The 12,653-nt window shown below is 66.0% G+C and carries 18 protein-coding genes; 15 read left to right on the top strand and 3 right to left on the bottom strand.

Going from position 1 to position 12,653, the window contains the following annotated elements; genetic code table 11:
• Positions 1 to 3 precede the first annotated feature (3 nt).
• Positions 4 to 222 (bottom strand): DUF6355 family natural product biosynthesis protein, encoded by a 219-nt coding sequence (locus OL239_RS12510; RefSeq protein WP_268909222.1) that lies wholly within the window; start codon positions 220 to 222, stop codon positions 4 to 6.
• A 490-nt stretch (positions 223 to 712) separates the two neighbouring features.
• Here OL239_RS12510 and OL239_RS12515 point away from each other — a divergent pair, with 490 nt between their 5' ends.
• Positions 713 to 970: an antitoxin gene (locus OL239_RS12515; protein WP_268909223.1), complete on the top strand. Its 258-nt coding sequence runs from the start codon at positions 713 to 715 to the stop codon at positions 968 to 970.
• A gap of 899 nt (positions 971 to 1,869) precedes the next feature.
• On the opposite strand, the gene zapE is transcribed toward OL239_RS12515, so the two are convergent.
• Positions 1,870 to 2,907, bottom strand: a complete 1,038-nt coding sequence (gene zapE / locus OL239_RS12520) for a cell division protein ZapE (RefSeq protein ID WP_268909224.1) — start codon at positions 2,905 to 2,907, stop codon at positions 1,870 to 1,872.
• Between the two features lie 165 nt (positions 2,908 to 3,072).
• Between zapE and OL239_RS12525 the strand changes: the two genes are divergently transcribed.
• From OL239_RS12525 to ybaK, 4 genes are read left to right on the top strand one after another with little or no spacing between them, the layout of a single operon-like run.
• Complete coding sequence (locus OL239_RS12525; protein WP_268909225.1) at positions 3,073 to 3,540, top strand: hypothetical protein; 468 nt, start codon at positions 3,073 to 3,075, stop codon at positions 3,538 to 3,540.
• A 46-nt stretch (positions 3,541 to 3,586) separates the two neighbouring features.
• Positions 3,587 to 4,495 carry a sulfurtransferase gene (locus OL239_RS12530; RefSeq protein ID WP_268909226.1) on the top strand — a complete coding sequence of 303 codons (909 nt, stop codon included), beginning with the start codon at positions 3,587 to 3,589 and terminating at the stop codon, positions 4,493 to 4,495.
• A 34-nt stretch (positions 4,496 to 4,529) separates the two neighbouring features.
• Positions 4,530 to 4,994, top strand: coding sequence for a SufE family protein (locus OL239_RS12535; RefSeq protein WP_268909227.1), 465 nt, complete (start codon positions 4,530 to 4,532; stop codon positions 4,992 to 4,994).
• Between the two features lie 30 nt (positions 4,995 to 5,024).
• On the top strand, positions 5,025 to 5,534 hold the full coding sequence (gene ybaK, locus OL239_RS12540) for a Cys-tRNA(Pro) deacylase (protein WP_268909228.1): 510 nt from the start codon (positions 5,025 to 5,027) through the stop codon (positions 5,532 to 5,534).
• A gap of 66 nt (positions 5,535 to 5,600) precedes the next feature.
• Here ybaK and OL239_RS12545 read toward each other — a convergent pair whose 3' ends face one another.
• Positions 5,601 to 6,890 carry an alpha/beta hydrolase family protein gene (locus OL239_RS12545; RefSeq protein ID WP_268909229.1) on the bottom strand — a complete coding sequence of 430 codons (1,290 nt, stop codon included), beginning with the start codon at positions 6,888 to 6,890 and terminating at the stop codon, positions 5,601 to 5,603.
• 129 nt (positions 6,891 to 7,019) lie between these two features.
• Here OL239_RS12545 and OL239_RS12550 point away from each other — a divergent pair, with 129 nt between their 5' ends.
• From OL239_RS12550 to OL239_RS12595, 10 genes are all read left to right on the top strand, one after another.
• Positions 7,020 to 7,517: a hypothetical protein gene (locus OL239_RS12550; RefSeq protein ID WP_329609215.1), complete on the top strand. Its 498-nt coding sequence runs from the start codon at positions 7,020 to 7,022 to the stop codon at positions 7,515 to 7,517.
• Between the two features lie 7 nt (positions 7,518 to 7,524).
• Positions 7,525 to 7,989 (top strand): peptide-methionine (R)-S-oxide reductase MsrB, encoded by a 465-nt coding sequence (msrB, locus tag OL239_RS12555; RefSeq protein WP_268909231.1) that lies wholly within the window; start codon positions 7,525 to 7,527, stop codon positions 7,987 to 7,989.
• 6 nt (positions 7,990 to 7,995) lie between these two features.
• Entirely contained in the window at positions 7,996 to 8,541 is a 546-nt protein-coding gene (locus OL239_RS12560) for a flavin reductase family protein (RefSeq protein WP_268909232.1), read from the top strand.
• Positions 8,542 to 8,850: 309 nt separating this feature from the next.
• On the top strand, positions 8,851 to 9,105 hold the full coding sequence (locus OL239_RS12565) for a ferritin family protein (protein ID WP_268909233.1): 255 nt from the start codon (positions 8,851 to 8,853) through the stop codon (positions 9,103 to 9,105).
• Between the two features lie 78 nt (positions 9,106 to 9,183).
• A complete protein-coding gene (locus OL239_RS12570; protein ID WP_268909234.1) occupies positions 9,184 to 9,621 on the top strand; it encodes a hypothetical protein in 438 nt (145 codons plus the stop codon).
• Positions 9,618 to 10,358: a hypothetical protein gene (locus tag OL239_RS12575; protein ID WP_268909235.1), complete on the top strand. Its 741-nt coding sequence runs from the start codon at positions 9,618 to 9,620 to the stop codon at positions 10,356 to 10,358. Before OL239_RS12570 ends, OL239_RS12575 begins: the two co-directional genes overlap by 4 nt.
• A gap of 5 nt (positions 10,359 to 10,363) precedes the next feature.
• Positions 10,364 to 10,579 (top strand): hypothetical protein, encoded by a 216-nt coding sequence (locus OL239_RS12580; protein ID WP_268909236.1) that lies wholly within the window; start codon positions 10,364 to 10,366, stop codon positions 10,577 to 10,579.
• Positions 10,566 to 11,936: a V-type ATPase 116kDa subunit family protein gene (locus OL239_RS12585; protein WP_268909237.1), complete on the top strand. Its 1,371-nt coding sequence runs from the start codon at positions 10,566 to 10,568 to the stop codon at positions 11,934 to 11,936. The genes OL239_RS12580 and OL239_RS12585 overlap by 14 nt, the downstream gene beginning before the upstream one ends.
• Positions 11,933 to 12,394 (top strand): ATP synthase subunit C, encoded by a 462-nt coding sequence (locus OL239_RS12590; RefSeq protein WP_268909238.1) that lies wholly within the window; start codon positions 11,933 to 11,935, stop codon positions 12,392 to 12,394. The genes OL239_RS12585 and OL239_RS12590 overlap by 4 nt, the downstream gene beginning before the upstream one ends.
• Positions 12,391 to 12,645 carry a hypothetical protein gene (locus tag OL239_RS12595; protein WP_268909239.1) on the top strand — a complete coding sequence of 85 codons (255 nt, stop codon included), beginning with the start codon at positions 12,391 to 12,393 and terminating at the stop codon, positions 12,643 to 12,645. Before OL239_RS12590 ends, OL239_RS12595 begins: the two co-directional genes overlap by 4 nt.
• The last annotated feature ends 8 nt before the right edge of the window (positions 12,646 to 12,653 follow it).

Here is a 12,653-nt window from a genome sequence, read left to right on the forward strand (position 1 = left end):
ACGTTATTTTTCGATCCATAGTCGCAAACCCCAGACGGTGTCGCCCGGCTGGACACAGAGGGATTCGTCACCGTCGGCAGTATTCACCGTGATGCGCACGTTTCCGTCTCCGCAGTGCCCATAATGGGCCATTTCCCGCTTACCTCCAAACAAATCCACCGAGCCGACAATGGGTAGGTCATAGGGCCGGAACTCATGGTCCTCCCCTATTGCCTTGCTCATATTTAATCGTCTTTGAGCATTTATTTGGAATAAGCAGATAAAGCTAGCACTTCGATAATTCGCATCAAAGGTTACCGTGATACTGTGTCCCGCATGGATCGTCGAATTAGGTATGCAGCCATCCTGCTAGCAGCGTTTTTCCTTTTGGATATCCTCGACCGAAATGGGGTGATCCCGCCGGAGGTGGCAATTCCGGCCGCCGTCGCACTCTTTGTCCTGGTGTTCATTGTTGTCGTCCCTGAGTCCTTCACCCGGGCAGGCAAGGATCACCGGAAGCAGGAACGTTGACCTCTCAGCCTGTCCGCCAGCTTTAGGCGGCGCCGCAGGCTCTGTTGGAGAGCAGCCGGCATCTGGTCGGAAGACCGCGTAATCATCCCGGACCATAGGTCGGCTCCACTCCCCGGTTTTCGTCCTTGGCCCAGCTGCTCAGGAGGCTTACCATTGAACTGAACGGGAAACGTGTGGTTTCCCCTGCGAAAGGAGGTGGTCCGTGTCTGTATTTGACGGGCTCAAGGGCAAGGCCGGAGAGCTGAAGGGCAAGGCTACCGAGCTTGTTGGCGGAAACGCCGACAAGATCAAGGGCGGCATCGATCACGCAGGAAAGTTCGTCGATCAGAGGACCGGCGGCAAGTACTCGGATAAGATCGATGGCTTCCAGAGCAAGGCCTCGGAAGCGGTGGACAAGGTCGACCGCAAGCAGGGCCCGGACTCCGGAACCGAATCCGGACCGACTCCTCCGGCCGTATAAGCTTCAGAGCACGACAGGGGTCCCGGCACCCGCCGAAAGGCAGGTGCCGGGACCTTCGTCCTTTAAGCCCCCAAGCACGTATCCGGGGCCTACTGTTCGGTCTCCTCAAAGATCCGGAGGCCAATTACGCGCGGCCAGTTCCGTCTCAACCGCTAACCGTCAGCTGGGATAAGTAGTGGCCTTCAGATCCGTGTCTTCAGGCCCTCTTAAGGAACCGATGTAGTCGCCGCTGATGAACGACACGGTGCCATCAACGGTGCCGTCGCACAGTTCCACGCCTTCAGGCGTTACGGAAGAGTGGTTCAGGCAGAAGGCGCTGTTATACGGCATCCCCCGCTCTGTGAGTTCGGGAGCCTGATGCGCCTGGTGCCGGGAGTGCTCCGGGTCTGCGGGCGGGGTTTTTCGTGCGTTCTCGCTTCGGGGCGGAAGCGGAGGAGGGGTGCTCCGGGTCTGCGGGCACCTGGTATGCAGGTATGGGGGCCTCGGCGCCGTCGACCCGCCAGATCTGCACACTCGATGAACGTGCGGCGTCTGTTGTACAGATGACGGGCCTAAAAGGACGTTTTGACCCCGTTATCTGTACAAGGAACGAGCTGGGAGGGTGCTAAGGCCCGTTATCTGTACAACGGAGAGGTGTTTCGTTACTATTCCCCGGAATTACGCCACCATCAGAATCGCTTCCGTCGGCCAGCAGCACATCTTCGTGCCGGTGCCCAAAATAATCCGCACCGGAACGGCCAATTAGGCCGCTGCCGCCCAGGACAACCGCTCTGCGCAACAAGACCCCCATGTATGCCGCCGCTGCTCGAAACCCGCTGCCACTCTTGTACCGCCCGGTCTGAGTCCGATGTTTTCATTGCTCAGCGGAACCGCTCTGGCCCGCCGAAGCTAACCCGGGACTAGGCTGATTCTCCGGTCTGGCCTTCGCGGGCCAGCGCGGTAAGCCGCGAAACGGCACGGAAGTATTTCTTCATGTAGCCGCCGTTCATCATTTCCTCGGTGAACAGCTGGTCGAAAGGAACACCGCTGGCAAGAATCGGCACATCTTTGTCGTACAGCCTGTCGGCGAGTACCACGAAACGCAGCGCAACAGACTGCTCGGTGATCGTTTCAACGTTGTGCCAGGCGACGGCGTCGACACCGTCAATGAGCTGGCGGTACCGGCTCGGATGAACGGTGGAGAGATGGCTGATCAGTGCCGAGAAATCATCGTCCGCCACGACTTTTCCGCTGAATTCCGCCGCAACCCGGCCGGCAAGATCCTCCTCGGCAACGGGATCGGGAGACTGCGGCAGCCCGCGGTGGCGGTAGTCCTCGCCGTCAATGCGCACGACGTCGAACTGGTCGGCCAGAACCTGGATTTCCCGCTGGAAGTCGACGGCGGCAAACCGCCCCTCCCCCAGCGAACCGGGCAGGGTGTTGGATGTCGCAGCGAGCTTCACACCGGCGTCGGCCAATTCCCGCATGAGGCGGGACATCAGGACCGTGTCTCCCGGATCATCCAGCTCAAACTCATCGATGCACACCAGTTTGTAGGCGCTCAGGGCGTCCACCGTTTTCCGGAAGGACAGGGCGCCCACCAGGTTCGTGTATTCAACAAAGGTGCCGAAAGCCTTGGGGCCCTCGACGGCGTGCCAGAGGCTGGCCAGCAGGTGCGTCTTACCGACGCCGAAGCCGCCGTCCAGATAAAAGCCGGCCTTGGAGTCGGCCTTTTTGGCGCCAAACAGCTTTCGCAGCCCGGTGGGCTCGGGAACGTCGACTGCGGAGGCGAAGTTCCGCATCGAGCTCACCGCCTGCGACTGTGAGGGCTGCGAGGGATCCGGGCGGTAGCTGTCAAAGGAAACCGAACCGAACCGGGGAGAGGGAAAGAATCCCTTCAGCAGTTCATCCGTCGAAACCTGGGGAGTCCGCTCCGCAAGGTGCTCCACTTGTGCCACTGTGCGCAATCCGTCCGTTTGTTGCCTGCGTCCGGCCCAATACGCCGGTCCTGCATGTGATTCGTGGCGGCGTTCTGCCGCCCTCGCAACGATACGCCAAAATGTGCGGGCATTCGGAAATGCGGCACATGGACGGCGGCATCGTCCGCGATGGACACTTCAACTATGACGACGCGGAGAAAGAAGGCCCGGTCCGGACGGTATTTACCGCAGGAACGGGCACTGATGGGGATCGAGTTTGGTACGGCCGCTGCCGCGCTGGCCGGCGGCGTCCTCCTGGCACTGCGGCCTGACGGCGCGTTCCTGCATGCCGGTCCGGCGGTCCTGCGGCGGACCCCGTTCTCCACCTGGCGGATTCCCGGACTGCTCCTTGCCGCCGGCTGCGGCGGCGGTTACGCGGTTGCCGGAGTGCTGCACGCGCGGCGCAGCAGGGCAGCCCGTTTCGTTTCCGTAGCGGCAGGCAGCGCGCTGGTGGGGCTGGAAGCGTGGGAAATCGCCGTCATCGAATACCAGCTCCTGGAACTGGTGTTCGCGGGAGTCGGAGCCGCCGTCGTGGTCCTGGCGCTGCGCCTGCCGGCAGCGGCTAGCAGCCGCCGGCTGCCGTTGGAAGTTTTCGCCGCCCGGCGTCGTTAGGCTTATAGGAAGCCCGAACGTAAAAGCCGAGGAAGAAGTTTCGCGAATGCCGATCGCTGCTGACAGCAACCCCAAGTTTGCCGCCTATGCCCACCCGGAGCGCCTTGTGTCCACGCAGTGGCTGGCGGAGCAGTTGGAAGCTCCGGATGCCGGCAACCTGGTGGTCCTTGAGTCCAACGAAGACATCCTGCTGTACGAAACGGGACACATCCCCGGGTCCCGCAAGATCGACTGGCACACCGACCTCAACGACGCCGACACCCGCGACTTCGTGGACGGCGAAGCCTTCGCGCAGCTGATGTCCCGCAAGGGCATCACCCGCGACTCCACCGTGGTCCTGTACGGCGACAAGTCCAACTGGTGGGCCGCGTACGCCCTCTGGGTCTTCACCCTCTTTGGCCACGAGGATGTCCGCCTGCTCGACGGCGGCCGGGACAAATGGGTTGCCGAGGGCCGTCCCATGACCACGGACAAGGTTTCCGTGGAACCCACCGAGTACCCGGTGGTGGAGCGCAATGACGAGAAGATCCGAGCCTTCCTGCCCGACGTCGTCGGCCACCTGGGCAAAGGCCCGCTGATCGATGTCCGCTCCCCCGCCGAATACACCGGCGAACGCACCCACATGCCCGATTACATGGACGAGGGTGCCATGAAGGGCGGCCACATTCCCACCGCCCAGTCCGTGCCGTGGAGCAAAGCAGCCGCAGAAGACGGCACCTTCCGCACCCGTGATGAGCTCGAAGCGCTCTACCAGGACGGCGCGGGCCTCAAGGAGGGCGACGACGTCGTGGCCTACTGCCGCATCGGCGAACGTTCCAGCCACACCTGGTTTGTGCTGAAGCACCTCCTCGGCTTCGAATCCGTCCGCAACTACGACGGCTCCTGGACCGAGTGGGGCAACGCCGTACGCGTGCCGATTGCCCGCGGCGAAGAGCCCGGCAACGCCCCCAGCTGAAGCCGTTTTTCCGATCCACCAGAGAGACACACCCATGAGTGCCACCACCCCCGAAACGTCCGTCCCGGAGCAGCTGGCCGAGATTGTCGATGACTTCCAGGCCCTGGAGGAAGCCGAGCGGCTTGAACTGCTGCTGGAATTTTCCCGCGACCTGCCGGACCTGCCCGCCGAAATCGCCGACCGCCCCGAACTGATGGAGCAGGTGGTCGAGTGCCAGTCGCCGGTCTTCCTGAGCCTGGATGTGGATGACTCCCCCGAGCAGCTCGTGACCCTGTTCTTCAAGGCACCGAAAGAGGCCCCCACCACCCGCGGCTTCGCCGGTGTGCTCTACGAGGGACTGAACGGCCTGCCCGCGGCACAGATCCTGGCCGTGCCGGCAGACGTTCCGGACCGGCTGGGCCTTACCCGCGCCATCACACCGCTGCGGATGCGCGGAATGTCCGCCATGCTGGGACGTATCAAGCGCCGCCTGGCCGAACACGAAAAGCTCGCCCAGTAAGCAGGCGCCGCAGCGAGGAAAGGGCGCAGCATGGCAGCGAACCGGGAGAAGCAGTCAGGCAAGGGCGCGACGCCGGCCACCCGGCTGCTCGACGACGCCAACGTTCCGTACACGGTGCGTCACTACGAGCACGACGCCGGCGCGCCCTCGTACGGGCTGGAGGCGGCAGAGAAACTGGAGCTGCCGCCGGAAAGCGTTTATAAGACGCTCATGGTGGATCTGGGCGGACGGCTCGCCGTGGCGATGGTACCGGTGGCGCTGAACCTGGACCTGAAGAAGTTCGCCGCCCTGATGGGCGCACGCAAGGCCGTGATGGCAGACCGGCGCGAAGCCGAACGGCGCACGGGCTACGTGGTGGGCGGCATTTCGCCCCTGGGCCAGAAACATCCGTCCCCCGCGGGGATCGACAGCCAGGTGGAGCTGCTGGACGAGGTGTATGTGTCCGGCGGCCGCCGCGGCCTGCAGATCGGGCTCTCCCCGTTTGACCTGATCCGGCTGACATCGGCGCTGACGGCTCCGATCGCCGCCTCCCCGGGATAGCAGCAGGCCACGCTGCCGGCAGCACGAAGACTGCCGGACAGAGCGGCCGCGCCGGTGGGTCGGCGCCTAGCCCTTCGGCTGGTCCGCGCGGCGCTCGGCCGGATGCCTCGTCCGGCCCAGAATGGTGTTCAGCCAGCCCAGCACCACGCGTTCCCACCGCTCAGGATCCACGTTGTACTCCTTGGTGTGACCGGCTTTGGAGAACCGCTCGAAGGTCACCACTCCGGGGTTCTTCTCCGCCAGCTCGGCCGAGGGTCCGGACGGCACAAACTCATCGTCCTCGCTGTGCAGGATCAGGGTCGGAATCCGGATCTCCTCGGCGCGGGACACCCAGTCCATGCTCTTGAGGTCCAGTGGAGCGGCAAGTCCGGTCAGGGCGCGGCCCGCCGGATTGGAGATGAGCCACTGTCCGAGCCGGCCCGACTGGACGGGAATCCGGTTCAGGCGGGCGTGGTGGGTCAGGACGTCCAGCCAGTTGATCACGGGCCCGTCGAGCACCAGGGCCCGAATGTGCCGGCGCAGCGGCGACCGGTCGGCTGCCTGGAGGCTGACGGCACCGCCCATCGACCAGCCGAAGAGAACAACGTCTTTAGCCCCGTGGTTGAGGGCATACCTGATCGCGGCTTCGACGTCGTGCCACTCCGTCAGGCCGAGCCCGTACCGGCCGTCGGACGCGTAGGGGGCTTCGCCGTCGTTCCGGTAGGAAATGAGCAGGCTCGTCAGCCCGGCTTCGCGGGCCGTGCGTACCGCGCGCAGGCATTCGGTGCGCTGCGCCCCGCGGCCGTGGACCATGATCGCCCAGGTGGCGGCATCCGGCTCCGCACGGACCAGCCAGGCAGGCGCCAAACCGCCGTCCACGGGAATGTTGACTTCCTCTTCCGCGAGGCCGACGGCGGCAGGTGAGGGGTAGATGGCGCCGCTCCACCAGCCGCGCAGGGCTTTGGCGAGGTCACCGCTGTAGATCTCTTCGACGTCGCGCTGCACTGTGCCTTCGCGCGGCACATAGGACCGGATCGTGCCGATCCGGGCGTGGCTGGCGCCGCCGTCAAAGTAGAGGCTGTAGGTGCCGTCCACCGTTGTGTCTTCGTTGGCCGGAAGGATGATTTGCTTGCCGTGCTCGGAATCGAAGACGGCAAGGATCTCGAGGTTGGCATCGCGGGTTCGGCGGGGAGTGACCACTTGCCGGGCAAAATAGACGCCGAGTCCGGACGTGGCCGCGAAAAGCGCCGCGGTTGCCGCTGCACCCATTCCCGCCCCGAACGCCGTCCACTTAATCCAGGGAGCGGACAGCCCGGTTGCAGGTTCGGGAACGTCGGAGACAGCCGGGAACGGAAGCGCGGGGATGGAGATAGCCATACCTCCATTCTTACTGATGGAATCAACCCGGACCGCGGGGGCGTGCCGCCGGAGGACAAGTGTCACAGCCGCCACACCGGAAGGGGCCGACGCCGGAAACGCAGGCTGGCTTGGGACTAAGCTGGCCGCATGACTGCAACTATCGTGGTGCTGACCGAAGAGTCGCTCAATGACGTAGACATTTCCAACCTCCGGTATCTGGTGCAGGACAATCCCGCCCGCTTCACTGTGCTGGTGCCTTCGGATACCGGCCGCAACCTGCTGGTGGACGTGCTGGACAACCTGAGCCTGCTGGAATTCGCTGCAGCCTTCCGTGACTTGACGGGCGGCAAACCCACCAAGGACGAGGAAACGAAGGCCGCCGAGGTCGAGCTCGCTGAATCCCTGCAGCTGCTGCAGGCCTCCGGCTTGGAAGCCACCGGTTCGGTGACCGGCGAGGACCCGGTCCAGGCAGTGGTTGCCGCAGCAAAAGCTGCGGAAGCACAGCAGGTGGTGGTGATTACCACCCTCACGCCGTGGAGGACACCTTCCGCACCGACTGGGCAAACGAAGCCCAGGACCGGCTCGGAGTGCCCGTGCTGCACCTCTACTCCGGCTCGGGATTTATTGGCGACTCTTAAGCGTTGACGCGAATATGACTGAAGACACCACCGGAACTGTGCCCGTACAAAAGACAGACGATCAGTGGCGCGAGGAACTGACTCCCCAGGAGTACCAGGTCCTGCGCAAAGCCGGAACCGAACGCCCCTACACCGGCGAATACTGGGATACCAAGACCGCCGGCGTGTACCAGTGCCGCGCCTGCGGAAGCGACCTGTTCACCTCCGGCGAGAAGTTCGATTCGCACTGCGGCTGGCCCTCCTTCTTCGCCCCGCTGGCCGAAGGCAGGGTCCGTTACCTGCACGACCGGAGCATGGGCATGGACCGCATCGAGGTCCGCTGCGCCAACTGCGACTCACACATGGGGCACCTGTTCGAGGGCGAGGGGTTTGACACCCCCACCGACCAGCGTTTCTGCATTAACTCCATCTCCGTGAAGCTGGTTCCCGCTGATGCCGGCGCGGCCGGCAGCGGCACACAGTCCGCCGGCGGCAAGTAGGAGTTCATGGAACAGGGTGTGTTTCCCGGCGAACGGATTCCCCTGCCGGATATCACCGAAGAAGCCATCGACAGCTACCGGCTGCTCAGCGCCGACATCGCCTCCGGCGTCGCTGTGGTGTCCACCCGGCTGCGGGACCGGGACTACGCCGCCACGGTCAGCGGCTTTCTGTCCGTGTCCTATGATCCGCCCACGCTCCTGGTCAGCCTCTACGCGGAATCACGGATCGCCGAAGCCGTGGTGGAGAGCGGCACCTGGGCGCTGAGCCTGCTCTCCGCACGCCAGCGCGGCACCGCAAACTGGCTCGCCAGCCCCGGCTCACCGCTGGAGGGGCTTCTCAGCCAGGTCGATTTCGGCCGCGGACCCGTCACGGGAGCTGCGGTGATCGAGGATTGCATTGCCTGGTTCGAGGTGCGCACCACGCAGGTCACGACGGCGGCCACCCACCAGCTGGTGGTCGGTGAAGTCGTTGCCATGGGACGGCGGGCAACAGCTGAGGACGAGGCCGATCCCCTGGTGCATTTCGCGTCGGCTTACGCCCGTCTGGGATAACCGGCGGAACAGCGCGCACGGCGGAGCAAAGCGCACAAGGTCCGGATGCCAAGGCATCCGGACCTTTGCTGCCGTACGGCAGGGGCGCCGGGCGTGCCATTGTGTCCCTGCAGGGCCATCCGTAACCTCGAAGACAGGGGACAAACGGAAGAGCCGGCTGATCCCGGGCCCGGTCCACGGGCCGTTCACCAGACTTCATGGACGGGGGCCGGCGCCTCTGCGGACTCATCACCAGGAGACCACCATGGGCACAGAGCAGTATCACGAACCACCGGCCGAACTCCCGCGGAAACCCGAACCTTCGCCAGGATGTGCGCCAGCCTCAGCGAAGAGGCCGAAGCGATCGGCTGGTATGTCCAGCGCATGGCGGTGGAGCCCGATGCCGAGTCCCGCGCCATCATGCACGATTCGCTGGGCGAAGAGTTCAAACATTTCAGCATGGAACTGGAGTTCCTGCTCCGCCGGACGCCGCTCTGGCGGGAGATCGCCAAGGGCATCCTCTTTACCGACGGTGACATTGTGCAGCACGGCGAAGCCTCCGAGGCCGAAGCCACCGGAGACTAGGAGACGGCTGGGAGGACCGCGGCGGGAGCTCCCTGCAGGATTCACAATGCACCATGCACTTGACCAGGAGGTGCTTCGATGGCACGCAACAGTCTGCTGGACAGGTTCCGGCCCGTAGGTTCCCCGGGGCCGGCGGGTCCTGCCGGCGTTCCGGCCGGTGACGAGGAAGGCCCGGAGGCCGAGCTCATTCCGGTATTCGAATCACTGGATCCCACCATCCGTCATGCGCGCGGCCGCACCGAAGATGCTTCAGCGGGGGCAGCGGAAACTGTGGCACAGGCCCGTTCACGGGCCGCAGCACTGATCGAACAGGCCCGGATGGACAGCGGTGCCGTACGTGCACGGGCCGCGGCAGAGGTGGCAGAAAAAACCGGGGCCGAAGATGCCCTGATGCTCTCGAATGCCGGGTCAGAGGCCACCGAGCTCCAGGAGCGGGGCGAATCCCGGATTCCGGAACTGGCGGCGGCCATTGTCGCGGAAATGGTGGCGGATCTGCTCGGGGACACGGATTCATGAGATCGGACTGGGTGGCTGCATCAGTACGTGCCCGGTCCATGGCCCAGCGCCGTGCCGGTGCCGGAACCTGCCGGGAGACCGCCGCCGCACCCGGCCTGCGGGCAGCCCTCGATCACCTCGCGGACACGGTCTACGGCAGGGAATTCGCGTTCGTTCACACACTGCCGGAAGCGCACCGGGCAACCCGCAAAACCGTCCTGTGGCAGCTGCGGGTCCTGGCCGGCTGGATTCCCGCCGGAGGAACCCGCCTTGTCCGGGCCGCGGCGGCGGCCTTCGAAGCCGACAACATCCTTGACCTGGATCTCCGGCTGCGTGAAAACTCCGGCGGGACTGCACCCTTCGACCTCGGCGGGCTGGCAACGGCGTGGCCGCGTCTCCAGAGGGCAGCAACGGAGGACGAGCTGCGTGCGGCACTGGCAGCCTCACCCTGGGGTGATCCGGGACCGGAGTCTGCGCTGCCGGACATCCTCACAGTGGTCTGGCTCCGCCGCCTCGCCGCGGAAGCGCCAGCTGCGAGGCCCTGGGCGGCAGCAGCCGCGGCACTGATCGCAGCCCGCATCCTTTTGGTGGAGCGGGCTGCACCGGCACCGCGGCTGATCACGCTGCTGCGGCCGCTGCTGGGCACAGGCTGGACCGGCAGCAGGACCACCGGGTCTCCGGACCTGCCAAACCTCGCCAGCCTCCCAGACCTGGAGAACCTGCACAGCGCCCTTCCCCGGCAGCTGCACAGGCACTAACCGGCGTGGACCATCCCGCAGACCTCTGGCGGGCCGAAGCGGCACTGGCAGCACGGGTTGAAAACGACGGATTCCGCCTGATCCGCGCCGGACTCCCCGGCCCTAACACGGTCCTGGGTGCCATGGCCGTACTGGCAACCGACGCGTGGCGGGTCCGCGCTGCCCTGGCCGCCGCAGCAGCGCACGCCGGAACAAGCGAGGTGCTCGATGCCGTGGCGTGAAACCCTCAGCCCGGTGCGGATGGAACGGGTGGCGCTGGTTGCACCCATCGAGACCCGGCACGAGATGCTCACCGAGGTGGCCCGCAGCGAAGCCGTGGAATTGGATCTGCCGTACGATCCGGGGACCGGACCGGAGGAATACGATCGGGCGGCCGGGGCCGCCGTCGTCCACGGCCCGGTGGCAGCCCTGGTGGGCTGGTCACCGTCCCAACAGCTGCCCGCCCTGCAGGCAGCCCTGGAACCGCACGGCGCTTCCGCCGTCGCGCTGCGGCGGCCGCGCGGAGTGCAGCCGCCCACTCTGCTCACCGGCGATGAGCCCCGCCGCCGGCAGGCACCGGTGCTGTCGCGCCTGCTGGTGGATACCTACACGACCGTTCCGTATGCGGACCTTGACCCGGCCCGGATCGCGGGCGTGGCGTACGTGGTGATGTTCGGAATGATGTTCGGCGACGCCGGGCAGGGCGCCCTGCTCGTCATCGCGGGACTGCTGCTGCGCTTCCTGCCGCGGCTGCAGCGGTTCCGCCGGACCTGGCTGTTCATCACCGGCGCGGGAGCGGCCGCAGTGTTTTTCGGCGTCCTGTACGGCGAGTTCTTCGGTCCCACCGGGGTGTTGCCGGTGCTGTGGCTGGAACCGCTGGAGGAACCAATTCCGCTGCTGGTGGCGGCGCTGGTGCTGGGCGCCGTCCTGCTGGCCGGCTCCTACGTTCTGGGCACCATCAACCGGGTGCGTGAGGGCGGCTGGGGCTACGCCCTTTATGCCCGGTCCGGGCTGGCCGGAGCCCTGCTGTTCACAGCCGTCGGGCTCCTCGCCTGGGGACTGCTGGCGGGAGCGCCGGTGCTCCTGGTCATTGCCGGCGTGGTGGCGCTGCTCGCCCTGGTGCTGATGTTCATCGGACTGTTCGCCGAGTCCGGCGGCGGCGCAACCGGCGGGCTGCAGGCGAGCGTCGAGCTGGTGGACAGCGTGGTGCAGCTGGGCTCCAACCTGGTGTCCTTCACCCGGCTGGCCGCCTTCGGCCTCACCCACGCGGCGCTGATGATGGTGGTCTGGCAGGCAACCACCGCACTGTGGGCGCCGGACTGGCGGGCAGTGGCCGCCGTCGTCGTCTTCCTGATCGGCAACGCCCTGACCTTTGCGCTGGAAGGCCTGGTCGCCGGCATCCAGGCGCTTCGTCTCGAGTACTACGAGCTGTTTTCCCGCGTTTTCCAGGAAGAAGGCAGACGGTTCTGGCCCTGGAATCCGGATCCCGGCACCGGCCTGGGCACCGCCCGGGACCAGGACAGCGGACAGGGAACCGCGCAGGACGCTGGCTCCGGCGTGCACAGCCCACCCGCCCCAGCTGAGAGGCACCTCCCATGAACCCCTGGCTCGCCGGTCTTCCGCTGGTCCTCCTCCTCGCCGTCCTCCTGGCCCTCGGCGCCGTCGTGCTGCTGCGCCGCAACCGCCGCACCGGCATCAAGGCGCTGCTGGGCCTGAACGCCGTCCTCATGGCCGGGGCACTGGCCCTTTTCGCCGCCGCGCTGAACGCTGCGCCGGCAAGCGCGGGAGCGGGCGACGGCGGAACGGCGGCCACCGCTGTCGCGGCAGCAACCGAGGGCGGCGACAGCAGCGGGGCAGCCCTGATCGGAGCCGCCATCGCCGTCGCCGGATCCTCCATCGGTGCCGCGATCGCCGTGGCCTACACAGGGTCCGCGGCACTGGCCGCCATGAGTGAAAGACCCGAGATCTTCGGCCGCGCCATGGTGGTGGTCGGGCTGGCCGAAGGCATTGCCATTTACGGCCTGATCATTTCGATTATCCTCATCGGACAAGCATGAGCAGCCCGGCAGCAACCCCGGAGGCCGGATCCCGCCGGACGGGACGCCGCACGGGAACAGTGGCCGCGCTGGGCGAACCCGCGCTGCTGCTGGGATTCCGGCTTGCCGGCGCCGTCCTGTACCCGGCAACCGGTCCCGCGCAGGTGCGGGCGGCCTGGTCCGCCCTGCCGGAGACGGTCGCGGTGGTTATCCTGACGCCCGACGCCGCAGCGGTACTCGCCGCCGAAACGGCGGACCCGGCCTCACCCTGACGGCGGTG

The sequence above is a fragment of the Arthrobacter sp. ATA002 genome (assembly GCF_026898095.1).
Taxonomy (GTDB): domain Bacteria; phylum Actinomycetota; class Actinomycetes; order Actinomycetales; family Micrococcaceae; genus Arthrobacter_B.